Source organism: Roseobacter sp. HKCC-CH-9208 (assembly GCF_037805125.1).
In the GTDB taxonomy this organism is placed as follows: Bacteria; Pseudomonadota; Alphaproteobacteria; order Rhodobacterales; family Rhodobacteraceae; genus M30B80.
In genome coordinates this window covers 1,831,365-1,846,968 of the sequence record NZ_JBBLYK010000001.1, presented here as the reverse complement: position 1 = coordinate 1,846,968, position 15,604 = coordinate 1,831,365, and the positions used below count along the sequence as shown (strand labels likewise).

The following is a 15,604-nucleotide window of genomic DNA, read 5'->3' as shown; positions in this document are numbered from 1 at the left end:
AAATTGAAAGAGTTTCGAATGTTGGACAATCTGCCCCCGGCTATGTTTGCTACGCTCGATACGCCTTCCGTCCTAGTAGACTTAGATATTGCGGAACGAAATATTCATCGGTTTCAGAGCTTTGCAAATAAAGCGCAAATAACCGTTAGACCTCACATTAAAACTCATAAGTTGCCAGACCTCGCGAAGGCTCAAATCAAAGCGGGTGCAGTGGGCATAACATGCCAGAAAATCAGTGAAGCAGAGGTAATGGCAAACGCTGGTCTGGATGACATTCTCATTACATACAATATTCTTAGCGCATCAAAACTCGACCGACTAAATCGTTTGGCTAGTAAGATTAAATTAACGGTAGTCGCAGACAATCTCACTGTGATTGAAGGCTTGTCAGCAGCCTTTTCTAACACAACTCCGCTAAGGGTCCTTGTTGAGTGTGACACTGGTGCAGGACGATGTGGTGTCCAAACGCCTGAAGCAGCTTGCGAGATTGCGCAGCGCATCAACAACACAGCTGGATTAATGTTTGGCGGCTTGATGACCTATCCTCCTACTGACAGGGAAAAAGAGGTCCAACAGTGGCTGACAGATGCTCAGCATGCTTGCCTCAACGCAGGGCTTCAAGTTGATACAATATCAACCGGCGGAACTCCTGGTATGTGGAAGGCGGATCATGTGCCCGTTGCAACTGAGTATCGTCCGGGAACATACATTTATAACGACCGATCGCTTGTCACTCGAGGAACTGCCAAGTGGGATGATTGTGCACTTACCGTTCTAGCCACTGTTATTTCAACACCCAGTGAAAAAAGAGCTATCATTGATGCAGGCTCAAAAGTTTTAACCTCTGATTTGTTGGGTATGGATGGCTATGGCTATGTCGTTGACCATCCTGATCTTACTATCCACGCATTGTCAGAGGAGCATGGAATAATGCTTTCTAAAACACCCCACCAACTATCGGTGGGCCAACGTGTGCGCATCATTCCCAATCACGCCTGTGTGGTCACTAACATGATGGATCGTATCACGCTGTTGCGTGGTAAAAAAATAGAAGGGGAAGAGATTGTAGCGGCTCGAGGCTGCGTCACTTGATCCTTAGTTAAATGGCTTTCGTTGTACTCAGGTTAAACCCTCAAAAACCATCTAAATAAAATAGGAAGGCTCTAAAATGACTAAAAAGCAAAGCTTAGGCTCCTCCCATGTGCCGCTGTCGCCCGCTGTACGTGCGGGAGATTTCGTTTTTGTCTCTGGTCAGGTGCCCGTCGGTGAGGATGGGGCTATCGTTCCAGGCGGGATCGGACCTGAAACTGACCAAGTACTGGCAAATGTGGCTAAAGCATTAGCCCTCGCTGGGTGTACACTAGCTGACGTCGTCAAAACGACAGTGTGGTTGAGGGACAGAGATGATTTTTCTGCATTCAATGAAGCTTATGGAAAACATTTCCCATCAGATCCTCCCGCCCGTTCAACAGCGGAGTCGCGATTGATGATCGATATCGCTGTCGAAATCGAAGCAATCGCCTACAAGCCGCTATGACAGGGTCGATTGTATTACGCGGTGGCCGGGTAATTGACCCCGCTAATGGCGTTGACCGGGTCGCTGACCTGGTCCTTGGAAAAGACAAAGTCTTAGGTCTCGACGTGCCGGAACCGGATGGGGCACAAGTTATTGATTGCAAGGGAAGCATTGTAACCCCGGGCATGATTGACCTGCACGTACATGTTTATTGGGGCGGTACTTCTCTTGGCGTTAAGCCTGAAAGCTTCGCGGACAAATCTGCATGTACAACACTCGTGGATGCAGGCAGCGCAGGCCCAGGAAATTTTACCGGCTTTAGAGAGCATGTGATTGAGCAATCCAGGGTGCGTATCCTAGCCTATCTCCACGTGTCGTTCGCAGGGATCTACGGCTTTGGCGGCACTATTATGGTCGGTGAGAGCCACGATATGCGCCTGATGGCTGCGCGTGAAGCTGCTGCGGTAGCCTCCGCGCACCCAGGCGTTATCGTTGGCATAAAAGTTAGAATAGGGGCTCACGCTTCTGGGCCATCCGGTATCGCTCCTCTGGATGTAGCGCAGGATGTTGCCGATCGAACGGGCTTGCCGTTAATGGTGCATATCGACGAACCGCCTCCATCTTATTCAGACGTAGTAGCGCGTCTACGAAAAGGAGATGTCCTAACTCATTGCTTCCGACCATTCCCTAATGCACCCTGCCATGGCGACGGCCGCGTGAGGGATGCTGTTTTGGCAGCTCGGGAACGTGGTGTAATTTTTGATATAGCGCATGGCATGGGGTCATTTTCGTGGGATACCGCACGAAAAATGGATGCCGCAGGGTTTCGGCCTGATGTAATTTCGTCAGACATTCATGCATTTTGCATTGACGGTCCGGCACATGACAATCTTAACGTTATGACCAAATTCTTAGCACTCGGCTGGTCAGTCGAAGATGTCATTGCTGCGGCAAGTATTGCTCCTGCTAAAGTTCTGAGCCGGCCAGATCTTGGCCATTTGGGCAAAACTGCTCAGCCTGAGGCTAGCGTAATACGACTAACTCCAGGCACCGTCAATTTGGCAGATGTAACAGGTGAAATCATGAGCCACGATAGCTTGTTGACACCAGTGGGAACTGTTTCCGGAGGCAAATGGCATCCAGCATAATTGCGGTGGACTTTGGCGCAAAAGCTAGCAAGCAACGTCCAATAAATGCATAAGTATTTTTGCTTCACAGATTACTTGTGCCGAAAGGAACCTGTGCGTGGGAAATCTAAAGCTGAATTTGGCACAATTGCGTCAAAACTTACACAAATCGCCTGAATTAGGCTTCCAAGAAACCAAGACCAAAGAAACGATAGCCGGCCTTTTACGTGACTTTGGTCTTGAGGTGTATGAAGGCGCTGGCGTGGTTGGAGTGTTACGATCGGGTTCTGGCAATCACGCTATAGGCCTTCGTGCAGACATGGATGCCTTGCCGATTTTGGAAAAAAGTACTCATGGATACGTCTCAAAGACCCCAGGAGTAATGCATGCCTGTGGCCATGACGGTCACACAACTATGCTCCTCGGCGCGGCGCAGCGGCTCTCTGCTGATAGAAACTTTGATGGGACTGTAATTTTTCTGTTTCAGCCTAATGAAGAAAATGGCCTTGGTGCTCGGGCGATGTTAGATGAAGGTATTCTACAACGTTTTCCAATTGAAGAAGTCTATGCAATCCACAACCTTCCGGGAGCGCCCTTGGGTCAGGTCTCAACTCGCGTTGGACTGATGTGTTCTTCTGAGAGCCTGTTCGAAATCCATATTCATGGACAAGGCGGACACGCATCTATGCCACAAGTTGGCCGCGACACCATCACCGTTGGTTCAGAAATTGTGCAAGCCCTGCAATCCATAGTATCCCGCAAAATTGCACCAGGGGCTGGAGCGGTGGTCTCGGTCACTGAATTCATCACAGACGGCAAGCGTAATGTTTTACCAGGTCAAGCCATCTTGAAAGGTGATGTGCGAGCACGCTGCACAGAAGATAGGACAGCTATCGAAACATATATGCGGCAGATCTCAGATGGTATCGCGGCTGCCCATGGGGTTAACGTATCAGTCGATTTTCGGACCGAGTTCATTGAGACAGTAAATTCAGAAACTCCGACAAATGCTGTCATTCGTGCTGGCAGGGCAGCGGGTTGCGACACAATCGGCGATCGAGATCCCATGAGTTTTTCCGAAGATTTTGCACATTTCTGCCATGAGGTGCCTGGCTGTCTTCTTCTCCTTGGAAACGGCCTCAACGGCACCCACGGGCAGCCATTGCATTCCGATACCTATGACTTCAACGACGCGCTTATACCCATTGGTGTTGAATTCTGGGTACAACTTGTGAAGGATCGGCTGCCCTCAAATCGTCTTGATCGATAACACGCCGAGCCATGCCCAAGTTGACGCAAACCATAAGTACTTCGCGGGAGCAGCTGGTATTTTCTGCAGTCCTTGCTAAGAAGTTTCATTCCCAGAAAATGAGCCAAAGCAACCCTTCTTCGCCGCACAAATATTTTCGCATTCATGCAGCCGTCGATGAAGCGAAAGGTCGAAAACGTTCTCGTGAAGGTTCAATTTTGTTCACCCAATTCTCGCGCCAAACCACGCAATAAGTACTTTTGAACTTTCCCAGTCGCTGTCTTGGGGAGTTCTCCAAAAACAACTGTTTTTGGCGCCTTAAAATGAGCGATATTGTTCCTACAAAAATCAATAATCTCTTGCTCTGTAGGATTACTCCCAACTCTTAATTCTACAAATGCACAAGGGCTTTCACCCCATTTGGCGTGAGGTCTCGCAACAACCGCCGCCAGTTGCACTGCTGGATGGCGGTGCAATACAGCCTCAACTTCGACGGAGGAAATATTCTCTCCCCCAGAAATAATGACATCTTTTAGGCGGTCACGAATTTGCACATACCCATCTGGGTGAACTACGGCAGCATCTCCCGACCAAAACCACCCATCTAAAAATGCGTCTTTAGTGGCGATCTCATTCTTATAATAGCCAGTCATTACGGTGTTGCCGCGGATAGCAATTTCTCCCTGAGTTTTTCCATCTGCGACAACATCGTTACCTGTTTGACGATCCACCACACGTACATCTTCAACCATCGGAAAACTAACGCCCTGCATGGCCTGCATAGACGCCCGTTCTGCCATTGAAAGATCAGCCCACTCATCCTTCCACAAACATTGAGATATGTGGCCGTAAGTTTCGGTTAAACCATAAACTTGCATGACTTCGAGGCCCAAAGCAGCCGCCTTTTCCAAGACAGATGGAGGAGGAGGAGCACCCGCTGTCATCACTTTTATCATTGGTGAAAAAGGATTCTCTGGCGCATCAGGGCTTTCACATAACATTTGCAACACAATGGGAGCCCCACCCATGTGAGTAACACCGTGAACCTTAATCGCCGAAATAAGTTTCGCAGGAAGAGGGTCGCGGGTGAAAACCATATTTCCACCTACAACTGCCATCGCCCACGGGTGGTTCCAGCCATTACAGTGGAACATTGGTACGATGGAGAGGTAAGTTGGCATTTGTGGAAGTGCCCAAGCAGCGACTGTACCCATAGCCATCAGATAGGCGCCGCGATGATGATAGACTACTCCCTTTGGCTGACCCGATGTTCCTGAGGTGTAATTCAAACAAATTGCCTGGTCCTCGGAGCCTGGCAGCCGCCAGTCAATCGGCTGACATTCTATCATCTTGTCATATGTGTCATCTCCACTTGCACTTTGACCTGCCTGAGCATCGACAATTTCAATTACAGGTAACGCTTTTCCATTGATCTCAAATGCTGCCTTGAGAAGCGGCAGAAATGCTTTATCGCAAAGAACAAGGCAACTGTCAGAGTGTTCAAGAATATAGGCAACGGTTTCTTTTTCGAGGCGAGTATTGATCGTATTTAATACGGCCCCGCTCATCGGGACAGCATAATGCAACTCAAAAAGCTGAGGTATATTTGGAGAAATTACCGAAACTGTATCGCCCGGTTTGATGCCGCGCGTAACCAGTGCGCCCGCAACTGAACGGCAACGGAGCGCCATGTCACGCCAAGTGCACTGCTCATCGCCATAAGTCCAAGCCGGATGATCACAATACACCGCGGATGCGCGCTTTAAAAAAGACACGGGCGAAAGAGGCACATGATTAGCTGGATTGAATTTAAGCTCTTCAAAATGCTCTCTCATACCCACTCCTCCTACGCAGGGCCATGCCAGTTAATCTGACAAATTTCCGCAGATCTACCTTCAAAGTCCCACACACGTCCGTGGGCGCGAACTCGCCCCTTATTGGCAGAGGCGATAGTGATTTCAGAACCCATCCAGTAGCCCGTGTTTATCACTTTAACGTCTTCATTCGGGTCAGGACCCTCAATGGGCTCCACCTCGCCCTGAATTATTTTGCCAACTATTAAGCGGCGCTTAGGACCGTCATTTTCAAAAACAACAGGTGCACGCTCAGCTCCCAGAAACTCTGAAACAAGCATTGAAAATAACCCAGTTGTGCCGCGCACTTTACCAGAGAAAATTGACACCAGTCCCTCAAAGGCCTTTTCAGTTGCCCGTTCGTCGATATAGGCGGCTGCCTTCCAGTTTCCTCGGCCCATGTTGCCAGGTATGTCTAGCACCATGCCTATGTTCAGGCCTGCCAAACTTTCACCGTCAAAATTGCCTTCATCAATTCTAACGCCCATCCACGCCTGGCAATAACCTTCGGTCGGTGGATGCTTCCCTAAACTTACAACGCATGGGCAGAAAACTGTACAGTTACAGTTTAAAATTAACTCGCCCTTCAAGTTCCATTCTGGGATCGTATTTTTCATAACTGTCCTCCTACCGTCATTAATATAACAAATTTTATCAGCGCAGCACCAATCAAGATAACCCCCAGAGGCTTAGTCACAAATCGACCAAACTCAGGAAGCTTTTCAAAAACCATGAAAATTGTCGCCGCACCCATCCAAAGAACGTTCATCGCGCCACCAATGAAACCAATCAGCATCAAAAGCCAACAGCATCCAATGCACCACAGTCCAAGCCTGACGCCCATTGAAAACGCCGGCCAGTATCCCGGTTTCCAATACTCCATGAAGAACAATAGCGGATGACGGCACTTGGACAGGCAAGCCATTTTGGACGCACTGAATTGGTAGCCGCCTGAGATACCCAAAAGGATTGCGGTTATCCAAGGGTTTAATAGTTGCCCAGCATCGCTTAGAGCTCCGGCTCTAGCCAATAATATCTGCAATGTAGTGGCGGCGCTTGCAAATATTAACCAAGCCGACAAATAGCCAAGAGCTAGAGCAGTCATGGATCCAGCACTTGTGGCGTCCACGCTCCCAAGGTCGCCAAACACTCGAGCTGCTGGAACAAACGTCGGTAACATCATCGCCGCAGACATCAGTGCCCACATGCTAAAGATCAAACTTGGATTGGAGGAACCGGCTGAAACACACAGAGCTGCCCAGTATTCAGCAGCGGTCATTCCAGGTAATGGCGAGGCATTCATCTTAATTAAAAGAACCCACGAAATAAGAATGACCCCATAAAATCCGACCCAAAAAATACCCCTTGCAAACAAAGGCCAACTTAAGCGGAAGATGGAAAAAAGCCGCGCTTGCATCACAAAAAAGGCATTTCTACGAGACGGCCATTACTGCGCCCTGCTTGGCGGAGTACTTCAACTTGGGCACCCACGGGGACGGCACGGTCAACCAAAGCAAAACCAATGTTGGCTTTGAGCCGATAGGACCAAACACAGTTGGTCAACATTCCAATTTTTTTTCCGGAGGCTACAATATCCTCGCGGTGCACTCCAAGCGGAGCGGGGGTATCGCCCTCCAAAATGATCCCAAGCTGGTGACGCCTAAAACCCTCAACTTTAATTTGCCGCAAAGCCTGTATCCCAATGGTGTCATCGGGCACATGTAAGTCGATGTATTTTTCCATTCTAATTTCAAAAGGATTGGTCTTATCATCGGTGTCACCGCCAACTGAAACAAGGCCACTTTCTACGCGCTCGGGTGTGGCAGGAGCGCCTGGACCAATATCCCAGGGCTTTCCGGCTTCCTTGAATATGTTCCACAACCTTGTCCCAAACTGGGCGTCCTTCAGATAGATTTCAAACCCTCCCTGCTTGGACCAGCCGGAACGTTGAATGGCGACAGGGATCCCCTCAATTTCACATTCTCTAAACCAAAAATACTTCAGCTCTCGCACCCAATTCCCGACCACATGCGCGACAACATCCTCGGCTTTGGGGCCCTGGATTGCCATCGGCGAAACATCGGGCTCACAGATCTCAACGTCGAGACCACGTTCCGCAGCGATTGCCCTAGCCCAGAGCTCTACATCACTGTCGGCGATGGAAAGCCAAAACAAATCATCAGCTAACTTTAGCAAAATCGGATCGTTAAAAATGGTGCCCCGGTGATCACATATCGCCACATATTTTCCTTGTCCGACCTCACACCTTGATAGGTCTCTTGTCACAAGAATTTGTGCCAACTTGGCTGCGTCTTTTCCTTTCAGCTGGACTTGGCGCTCAACACCAACATCCCATTGCGACACCCCATTAATTAGTCGCCAGTACTCACCCTCTGGGTCCCCATATGACGTAGGCATAATCATACGGTTGTAGACGTTTGCCATTTTGAGACCATCAAGGATTGCTGCCTCTAGAAAGGGTGAAGGCTTAATTCGACTATTAGGCTGAAATAAAAACATCTGCTCGCTCCCCAAGATCGAACAAAAGATAGAATTTAGTACTGTGGCACTCAATCAATCGATTTATGATCTTTGCCATTACAAAAAGTTATGCATAGTCATATTCTATGTATCGCGATCTTCCACCACTTACATGGCTTCGTGCGTTTGAAGCATCAGCAAGATTGCTGAGCTTCACGGCTGCGGCGCATGAATTGAACCTTACACAAGCGGCAATTTCCAAACATGTGAAGTCATTAGAGCTGCGCCTGAAACGCCAATTGTTCATTCGCCATCCCCGAAGCTTGGAAATGACAAAGTGGGCGGAGGCGTACCTCCCAAAAGTTCAGGACTCGCTACAAAGGCTATCGCGCGGGACTAGAGAAGTTTTTGGAAGCACTCAAGGGGATGTACTGACAATCCGCTGTGCCATTTCGTTCTTGGTAAACGTGCTATCTGAAAAAATTCCAAAATTCCTGGCTGACCACCCCGATCAGAAAATACGCATCATATCAAGTGTGTGGGTCGATGCATTTGATCATGAAGCCTACGATTTTGATATCCAATATGGAACGGGGACTTTTCCTGGCGCCAAAAGCTATCGTTTATCGTATGAGAAAATTACTCCAGTTTGCGCGCCATCCAGGGCGGAAACCCTGAAGCACCCTGAACAGCTTAGCACTGAGCGACTAATCCATGTACAAGGTTACCAAGATGGGTGGGGCACATGGCTCAATGCGGCAAATCTTCAGGGCGTTGACCACGGACTCGGGCTGCAAGTCGATAACTCGCTAGCCGCATATGAATTGGCTGCACAAGACGCAGGCATTGCACTTGGCAGAAGTTCGTTGGTCGCTAACGACCTGGAAACGGGCCGGTTGGTAGCACCATTTGAGTTTACTCAAGAAATTGAAGAAGGGTTCTTCCTATTAGAGCCTCTAACATCAACAACGCGTGCGGACGCCGCAGCATTTGCGAAATGGTTGTTGAATGAACTTCAATAGTAAATAGAAGCGGATTTTATTGCTCCATACTTTGGCCGGATGATGGAGACCGGGATAGACGCAATTCAGCGGGAGAATGAAAATAAGAATATGACTTCGAATGACACGCCCTCAGACGGGCTCAAAATTGAGTCTCGCTGATTACAAATCAGACCAATTTCCCCAAGGTCTCTATCACCCGGTCAAAGTCTCTGTCATCATTCCAGAGATGCGGCGTAATGCGCAAAGAACCCGCGCGCTCTGATAAATATACATTTTCTTTTGCCAATTGGAGCAAGAGGTCCTCGCGTACACCTGACGGCAACTGTGCGCCAATGAAATGTGCCCCACGGCTTTCAGCGGGAACAGTTTTCAATCCAAGCGCATTGAGCCTGCGACACAAATCTGCATTACGGGCAGCGAGCGTGCTCTCAATCGCCATTACATTCCAATCAAGCAATTGTCGCAGCGCCTCGTTCACACCGGGTAGAAGCGCGAAATTTGCTCGCTCACCCATATCATATCGGACTGCGCCAGCCTCAAATGTTTCTGGGTTCTCAGTGAGACGAGAAAAATTACGCCCACCCTGCCGCGTAACCCAGCCTTCTTCGAGTGGCTTCCCTTCAAAATAGGTGGGATCCACGTAAAGAAATCCAGTAGAATATGGGCAGAGCATCCACTTATAATTTGCCACGGCCGCAAAGTCTGGGCGGATTATAGTTAAGTCAGTGACCAGCGCTCCTGCAGATTGTGTCAAGTCCAAGACGAGCGCAGCACCCACTTCGTCACATCGCGAGCGCATTTTTACCAGGTCAATATAAGCCCCTGTGGTCCAGAGCACGTTAGGCACGGCCACGATAGCGGTGCGCTCATCAATTGCCTGTAGGAGCGCAGCGGTTGCTGCCGCACCCTGGGGAACGTCTACTTCAACAAAATCCCCACCGGTCTCACGCGCTTTGCGCTTCCACGGATAGGTGTGTGACGGAAACTGATTTTTCAGAGTGATAATGCGCTGACCCTGAGTTAGGGGAATGTTATTGGCCGCCGCACTCAACCCGTAAGAGGCGGAGGGAACGACCGCAATTCGGTCCTCAGGCGCATTAACCAACTGCCCAAATAACTTTTTGGCGGTGTCTACTTCTTCAAAAAAATGATCAATGGTTAGCCGCCAGGGTTGCGCCTTCAACCGCACGCCTTCATCGATTGCTGCGACAACAGAATGCATGAGCGGCGACATGTATGCGGTGTTCAGATAGGCGACCTCGTCAGGAATATCGAAGAGATGTTTTTGAGAGGCTATAATCGGCTTACCCATTATCTATTGTCCCTAATTCACTGGGAAAAGCTGTCTTTATTATCACTAGAACACAATCTTTTTCGACATCGCTATTTGCTTTTATTTCGTGATTTTGCACTCACCAAAATTCATTTGTTCCTAATATGTATAGCATAGCTTTGGGGTACCTTAAATTCCAGGAGAATGAAAAACACGCTCCCCATTAATGCGGATGTCCACATCCACCCGATAGGTTTCCAGGGCTTCGAGGTTCAGCTCAATTCCCAACCCTGGAGCATCTGGCAATTCAATCTCTCCATTGGCATTGGGGGCGATCTGAGTAATCGTCAGCTCGCGTGCCAGCGCCGACAAACCGGTGGGATACTCACAGATTTTATGGCTCTGGAGGCCGGCATAAGGTTGGATTGAGGCTGACAGAGCTAGGTTCGATGTGAACGTGTGATTTATGTAGACCACGTCTCGCTCGGCGGCATAGCGCGCCACATCGACCGCAGGCCCAATACCACCAATTCTACCGCAATCAATTTGGATGAAGCCAACGCCTCCAAAGTCAATCAAGTGCTCTGCCATGTGCCGATTATGTGCCGCCTCTCCGCCAGCGGTTTTGACTGTGCTACATTGGCTAGAAAGCGACTGATACGCACGATATGCGTGACCGTGAAAGGGCTCCTCAAATAGCATGACATTGGCAGCCTCCATAGCTGGCAGCCGCGCCGCTGCCGCCTCCACGTCTTCACCAAATATTTGACCGGCATCTATCAAGAGGATGCCGTCTGGACCCAATCCTTCTCGGGCTGCTGCCACTTGATTGGCGTCAGCTTCAACAGACTGGCCAAAAGGTGCCCAACCAAATTTTGCGGCTCGAAAGCCACTGGATCTTATGTCTTTGGCACGGGACAATGTTATCTCAGGGCTGCTGCCAAACAAGACTGAGGCGTAGGGAGTTTTGGCGTATGCCTTCTCCCAATTTAAGAGTTGCCAAACTGGGACGCCTCGAGCCCGGCCAAGCAAGTCCCATAGGGCCATTTCAATTCCGGACCACGTGTGAGCGGCCTGCAGTAGGTCCATAGAGTTGTAAGCAACCTTTGCGGCAATTGCTCTGATATCATTTGGGCTTTCGATCCGCGCCCCGAGCACTGCGTCAGATACTGGACGACATGCGCCGTGCGAGATTGGGCAGACAAATGCAGAAATTGACGGTAATGGAGCTGCCTCACACTCTCCCCATCCCTCGTAATCGCCCCCACGCACCCTGACCACCAATGCGTCCTGGCTCCCATCAGCTGCAACCGTGACTTGCGGCATTGACAGGTAAAAGAAATCAACACTCTCAATCCTCAAACTGGACATGTCTAAGTCTCCTCGACGAGTGATGGGATCACTCTTGTAGTAATCAATCATCACACACAGTGATATCGATTTCGTAAGATGCCTACCCTCAGCAGAGTATCAAAAACATGTCGGAAAAAAAGCTTTTCACTATGGAGGAGTAAGCTGCAAACCGTCAACCGTGGGCCAATTTCTAGAATTTAGCCCAGGCTGAGCTAACATTTAAAATAGGATTGTATTGCAAGAAGAAACAATGACGGATTGCACTGTTATCATTCTGGGATCTGGGCCAAGTGTTACAAAGACACGTAACCATCCGCGCAAACCCTCAGAATTTTTTGTTGCCATCAACAATGCCTGGCGGGTGCGTGAGGATTGGGACTGGCTGATACACCCCGAAGACTTTCCCGCAAATCGACGGCCAAATTCACTGCAAAGAGGACAACGTATCGTTGGCGCACGAGAGTATGTCCCGGTGCAAAATGAATTCGGTGGCTTTGTGTATGCCGGCGGAACAATGGCTTTTACTGCTGGCTACTGGGCGCTCGGAGCACTGAAGCCTCGCGTGATCGCGATGATCGGGTGCGACATGATATATCCGGATAAGGGCCCCACTCACTTTTATGGCCACGGCAAAGCAGATCCATTGCGAGATGATATCACCCTACGGTCACTTGAGGCAAAATCAGCTAGATTTTGGGCCTTAGCGTCAAGGGCTGGCTGTGCGGTCGTGAATTTATCTATGGCGCAACAAACACGGCTCTTATTCCCGCGAGCTTGTCGCTCCGAACTCGAAGGATTAACACCAACACAATTCAAAAAAAACTGCGTGGACAAAGCACTGCAAGCCGAAGCAGCCGCTAACTATTTCGTCCCTTCAGGAAGATACTGGGAAGAGAAAAGTAACTTCGATCCAAAGGTAGTCGACGCAATTGATCTACTTTGGCTAGATGCGGTCGGGCACCAGGTTAAGCTTAATTGATCTGTAAGTGCTTTTTTCGGAGCATTCGGAAAAGAATAAATATCTTTCTCGACAAACCTCACAGGCTACAGATTGGCGGGCGGCGTGGTGACGCTGGTTAACGCGGCAGTCACACACAGAATTGCGCACATTATGCCTGCTTCCAGAAGGATGGAGCGCCGTAGGCCCTGACCAGCCGATGCGGTGGATCGGGCCATTTCCGGAACTAGTTTTAGCTTGTTAATAGCGGCCAATCCCAAGAGCGCTGTCACTAGTATCAGTTTTGCGAGAAGTGTGACGCCATAGTCAGTCGTGACTAGTGAGTGCCAAGAACCCAGCATATTGGAAGCAAAAATCAGTCCAACGACTGCCAAAGCCGGCACTGCCAGGCTCGCAACGACCCCGAACCTGTGGAGGATTACCACACCGCCTGAAGTCATTGATACTCGATACAATGGAGCCAAACTTGCAAACCAAAAACCAACAAACAAAATGTGTGTAACTATTAGTGGAGCGAGAATAAGGCGTGGCTCTCCAAGGGAATGGCCAATGGCAGCGAATGAAGACGCCAAGCATAGGGATCCAATAAGTCCACCAATATATAGAAAGCCTTTCAGCCGGATAGCAATAAAGACTAGGAATGCACCTAAAATTTGCAGCACGGCGAAGGTGCCCAACGGGCTCTCCCAGACGATCTGCAGCATGACCTGGTCCAGCATACCATCAAGCCCAATCCCAGAAATACGAGCCGACCTAGTGGCAATGCGAAGCATCAAAAGAAAGGGCACTAGAATTGCGCAGGCAATGGTGACGCGCTTTACGACCTGCCGGATCCCACTTCCCGCCGCCGGAAAGGACATTATAAATAGTGGACCGCCTAAACATAATAGACTGGCGACATAATTCCCAGCTTTGAGCGCAATTGCGATCACGATAATGCCGTCGAACATTAGTCGACAACCTCAAATGAGAAGGCACCCTCCATCGGATGACCATCACTCGAGAGGCCCCGCCATTCCACCTGATAGTTCCCTGGCGCTAATACTCCTTGTGGAGTTGCAATAAACTCAGTCGTTGGCTCTAAACCAGTTTGGCGTTCGATTTCGGCCTCTCCATGAGGCCCAGTTAGCGAGATAGCAGTCACGCGCATCGGATCGTCAAACCGGATCTCAATCTGATCAACTTCAGTCACGGAGGACATGTTTACGGGGGTGGTTTCTTCAGATTTTGAGTGAGCCTGAGCCCCTCCATAACTGCTCAAAACTAAAACACACGCTAACAAAAGAGGTTTCATTACTGTCGCTCCATTTCATCGTACATGGTCTTAATTTGCTCGGGCCAAGTGGATTTTATATAACTCAGAACCGCTATGATTTCTTCATCACTCAATACACCGTCATACGCGGGCATGTTCGACTGATAGCTAGGGTCATTTATCAGCGCAGCCACACCGTATTTTGTTAAATTAAACAGAGTTAAGCTATCGTGATGCCAAGTGTGACCATCTTCGTTGTGCGGAGGTGCTGGAAGACGTCCGTCTGACCCCCTTTGACGCCAGTTAGGCTCACCTTGAAGATCAGCGCCGTGACAGGCTGCGCAATTGTCTCTATAGATTTGGCTGCCCTGTAAGACCAAAAAAGGGTTTTCAGCGTCGAGTGTGACCGCTTCAGCGGGCTTATTACTACCTAATGCAACATAGCCAATGACACTAATAACGAGGAATCCTGCACCAAGTTTTATTGCTCGTTTCATTTCTAAGTGTATCCTCATCTCTCAGCGAATTGCCTTATCTCAGCACAATGACTGATGGCTTAAATAATTGCTAGGAGCATGCCCGATATGAAACGCATTTATGATTTCTCAAGAAAACCCGCGAAGCGCAATTACACCATAGCGGACCTGCAAGACCTAAAGGTAAATCCCAAAAAACTGTCGATGGCCAACCCGGCAAACCGCGCTGAAATACTCGCGTGCAAAGAGGCAGGCATAGACTTGTTCGTTGGAGGGATGGAGCAAATAGATGACATTCGAGAAATTGCGCCGACCCATTTCGCACGAGTAGGCTCAAGATGGGCGCAATTTGGTTCAAATGCAGAAATTCTAGCTGACGCATTTGAGGCCATGCGACGTGGCGCAGACATGTACTACACACTGCGCTCGCTTGATGCTTTGGAAATGATGTCGAGAGAGGGGATCCCGGTTCAGAGCCACATTGGGTTGATCCCAACCTTCAGTCAGTACTGTGGTGGCCTAAGGGGTTGGGGACGCAATGCCGATGAAGCAATTAAAATTTTTGAAAATCTGAAACGCCTCGAAGAAGTGGGCGTAATTGCGGTCGAAGCCGAATGCATCGCAGAGGAAGTTTTGGAGGCCGTGAACTACAAGACGTCCATCGTCACGTTCTCGCTGGGATCAGGCATGGCCGGGGACGTGATTATGTCCTTTGTTGCCGACATTTGTGGGGAAGATAGCGAAGAGGAAAGGCCGCCAAAGCATGCACACGCATTTGGCAATGTTGGACGCTTACAGAAACAAATTCACGAGGAACGCGTCGCCGCACTCACACAATTTCATAATGAGGTAGCAAACGAAAACTTCCCATATCCAAAAAACAACATTTCGATGCACGAAGGCGAGAAAGACAAATTTCTCGAGGCCTTAGATAAGTGGAGGCCAACGCATCAATAAAATTTTGACTTGATATATAAGAAATGTGGACCTGGATCATACGTGCAACCGCACGTGTAAGTCTTTAACAAACCCTCCTCAGAGGTGGCATAAGCATTGATT

The 15,604-nt window shown here is 49.3% G+C and carries 16 protein-coding genes; 7 read left to right on the top strand and 9 right to left on the bottom strand.

Annotated elements, in window-relative coordinates:
• Positions 1–18 precede the first annotated feature (18 nt).
• The 4 genes from AAC621_RS09290 to AAC621_RS09275 all read left to right on the top strand — a co-directional run bounded on the left by AAC621_RS09290 (position 19) and on the right by AAC621_RS09275 (position 3,913).
• Entirely contained in the window at positions 19–1,092 is a 1,074-nt protein-coding gene (locus tag AAC621_RS09290; protein WP_340254704.1) for a D-TA family PLP-dependent enzyme, read from the top strand.
• 76 nt (positions 1,093–1,168) lie between these two features.
• Entirely contained in the window at positions 1,169–1,537 is a 369-nt protein-coding gene (locus AAC621_RS09285) for a RidA family protein (protein ID WP_340254701.1), read from the top strand.
• Complete coding sequence (locus tag AAC621_RS09280) at positions 1,534–2,664, top strand: amidohydrolase/deacetylase family metallohydrolase (protein WP_340254698.1); 1,131 nt, start codon at positions 1,534–1,536, stop codon at positions 2,662–2,664. The genes AAC621_RS09285 and AAC621_RS09280 overlap by 4 nt, the downstream gene beginning before the upstream one ends.
• 97 nt (positions 2,665–2,761) lie before the next feature.
• A complete protein-coding gene (locus AAC621_RS09275; RefSeq protein ID WP_340254695.1) occupies positions 2,762–3,913 on the top strand; it encodes an amidohydrolase in 1,152 nt (383 codons plus the stop codon).
• 191 nt (positions 3,914–4,104) lie between these two features.
• Here AAC621_RS09275 and AAC621_RS09270 read toward each other — a convergent pair whose 3' ends face one another.
• The 4 genes from AAC621_RS09270 to AAC621_RS09255 are packed head-to-tail and all read right to left on the bottom strand — an operon-like array spanning position 4,105 to position 8,265.
• Complete coding sequence (locus tag AAC621_RS09270; protein WP_340254692.1) at positions 4,105–5,727, bottom strand: AMP-binding protein; 1,623 nt, start codon at positions 5,725–5,727, stop codon at positions 4,105–4,107.
• 11 nt (positions 5,728–5,738) lie between these two features.
• The gene (locus AAC621_RS09265; RefSeq protein WP_340254689.1) at positions 5,739–6,362 is read right to left on the bottom strand and encodes a DUF1326 domain-containing protein; all 624 of its coding nucleotides are present in this window, start codon (positions 6,360–6,362) and stop codon (positions 5,739–5,741) included.
• Positions 6,359–7,162: a DUF2182 domain-containing protein gene (locus tag AAC621_RS09260; protein WP_340254686.1), complete on the bottom strand. Its 804-nt coding sequence runs from the start codon at positions 7,160–7,162 to the stop codon at positions 6,359–6,361. The genes AAC621_RS09265 and AAC621_RS09260 overlap by 4 nt, the downstream gene beginning before the upstream one ends.
• Positions 7,162–8,265, bottom strand: a complete 1,104-nt coding sequence (locus tag AAC621_RS09255; RefSeq protein ID WP_340254683.1) for a glycine cleavage T C-terminal barrel domain-containing protein — start codon at positions 8,263–8,265, stop codon at positions 7,162–7,164. Before AAC621_RS09255 ends, AAC621_RS09260 begins: the two co-directional genes overlap by 1 nt.
• Positions 8,266–8,372: 107 nt before the next feature.
• Here AAC621_RS09255 and AAC621_RS09250 point away from each other — a divergent pair, with 107 nt between their 5' ends.
• Complete coding sequence (locus tag AAC621_RS09250; protein WP_340254680.1) at positions 8,373–9,248, top strand: LysR substrate-binding domain-containing protein; 876 nt, start codon at positions 8,373–8,375, stop codon at positions 9,246–9,248.
• 148 nt (positions 9,249–9,396) lie between these two features.
• Here AAC621_RS09250 and AAC621_RS09245 read toward each other — a convergent pair whose 3' ends face one another.
• Together AAC621_RS09245 and AAC621_RS09240 are read right to left on the bottom strand one after the other, a co-directional pair.
• On the bottom strand, positions 9,397–10,542 hold the full coding sequence (locus AAC621_RS09245; RefSeq protein ID WP_340254677.1) for an aminotransferase class V-fold PLP-dependent enzyme: 1,146 nt from the start codon (positions 10,540–10,542) through the stop codon (positions 9,397–9,399).
• A 150-nt stretch (positions 10,543–10,692) separates the two neighbouring features.
• Entirely contained in the window at positions 10,693–11,925 is a 1,233-nt protein-coding gene (locus AAC621_RS09240) for a mandelate racemase/muconate lactonizing enzyme family protein (protein ID WP_340254674.1), read from the bottom strand.
• Between the two features lie 181 nt (positions 11,926–12,106).
• On the opposite strand from AAC621_RS09240, the gene AAC621_RS09235 reads away from it, so the two are divergent.
• Positions 12,107–12,835, top strand: a complete 729-nt coding sequence (locus AAC621_RS09235; RefSeq protein ID WP_340254671.1) for a hypothetical protein — start codon at positions 12,107–12,109, stop codon at positions 12,833–12,835.
• A 65-nt stretch (positions 12,836–12,900) separates the two neighbouring features.
• Here AAC621_RS09235 and AAC621_RS09230 read toward each other — a convergent pair whose 3' ends face one another.
• Genes AAC621_RS09230 through AAC621_RS09220 form a run of 3 tightly spaced genes read right to left on the bottom strand, consistent with a single transcriptional unit; the run spans position 12,901 to position 14,566 of the window.
• Positions 12,901–13,764 (bottom strand): copper resistance D family protein, encoded by an 864-nt coding sequence (locus AAC621_RS09230; protein WP_340254668.1) that lies wholly within the window; start codon positions 13,762–13,764, stop codon positions 12,901–12,903.
• Positions 13,764–14,108 carry a copper resistance CopC family protein gene (locus AAC621_RS09225; protein WP_340254666.1) on the bottom strand — a complete coding sequence of 115 codons (345 nt, stop codon included), beginning with the start codon at positions 14,106–14,108 and terminating at the stop codon, positions 13,764–13,766. The genes AAC621_RS09230 and AAC621_RS09225 overlap by 1 nt, the downstream gene beginning before the upstream one ends.
• Entirely contained in the window at positions 14,108–14,566 is a 459-nt protein-coding gene (locus AAC621_RS09220; protein WP_340254664.1) for a c-type cytochrome, read from the bottom strand. Before AAC621_RS09220 ends, AAC621_RS09225 begins: the two co-directional genes overlap by 1 nt.
• Before the next feature lie 87 nt (positions 14,567–14,653).
• On the opposite strand from AAC621_RS09220, the gene AAC621_RS09215 reads away from it, so the two are divergent.
• A complete protein-coding gene (locus AAC621_RS09215) occupies positions 14,654–15,502 on the top strand; it encodes a 3-methyl-2-oxobutanoate hydroxymethyltransferase (RefSeq protein WP_340254662.1) in 849 nt (282 codons plus the stop codon).
• Positions 15,503–15,604: the final 102 nt, after the last annotated feature.

Bases quoted from the DNA above. Each gene is read 5' to 3' on its own strand.
- AAC621_RS09250 (WP_340254680.1), top strand. From the start codon at position 8,373: ATGTATCGCGATCTTCCACCACTTACATGGCTTCGTGCGTTTGAAGCA.
- AAC621_RS09215 (WP_340254662.1), top strand. From the start codon at position 14,654: ATGAAACGCATTTATGATTTCTCAAGAAAACCCGCGAAGCGCAATTAC.
- AAC621_RS09255 (WP_340254683.1), bottom strand. From the start codon at position 8,265: ATGTTTTTATTTCAGCCTAATAGTCGAATTAAGCCTTCACCCTTTCTA.
- AAC621_RS09285 (WP_340254701.1), top strand. From the start codon at position 1,169: ATGACTAAAAAGCAAAGCTTAGGCTCCTCCCATGTGCCGCTGTCGCCC.
- AAC621_RS09235 (WP_340254671.1), top strand. From the start codon at position 12,107: ATGACGGATTGCACTGTTATCATTCTGGGATCTGGGCCAAGTGTTACA.
- AAC621_RS09290 (WP_340254704.1), top strand. From the start codon at position 19: ATGTTGGACAATCTGCCCCCGGCTATGTTTGCTACGCTCGATACGCCT.
- AAC621_RS09270 (WP_340254692.1), bottom strand. From the start codon at position 5,727: ATGAGAGAGCATTTTGAAGAGCTTAAATTCAATCCAGCTAATCATGTG.
- AAC621_RS09245 (WP_340254677.1), bottom strand. From the start codon at position 10,542: ATGGGTAAGCCGATTATAGCCTCTCAAAAACATCTCTTCGATATTCCT.
- AAC621_RS09280 (WP_340254698.1), top strand. From the start codon at position 1,534: ATGACAGGGTCGATTGTATTACGCGGTGGCCGGGTAATTGACCCCGCT.
- AAC621_RS09260 (WP_340254686.1), bottom strand. From the start codon at position 7,162: ATGCAAGCGCGGCTTTTTTCCATCTTCCGCTTAAGTTGGCCTTTGTTT.
- AAC621_RS09265 (WP_340254689.1), bottom strand. From the start codon at position 6,362: ATGAAAAATACGATCCCAGAATGGAACTTGAAGGGCGAGTTAATTTTA.
- AAC621_RS09240 (WP_340254674.1), bottom strand. From the start codon at position 11,925: ATGATTGATTACTACAAGAGTGATCCCATCACTCGTCGAGGAGACTTA.
- AAC621_RS09220 (WP_340254664.1), bottom strand. From the start codon at position 14,566: ATGAAACGAGCAATAAAACTTGGTGCAGGATTCCTCGTTATTAGTGTC.
- AAC621_RS09225 (WP_340254666.1), bottom strand. From the start codon at position 14,108: ATGAAACCTCTTTTGTTAGCGTGTGTTTTAGTTTTGAGCAGTTATGGA.
- AAC621_RS09230 (WP_340254668.1), bottom strand. From the start codon at position 13,764: ATGTTCGACGGCATTATCGTGATCGCAATTGCGCTCAAAGCTGGGAAT.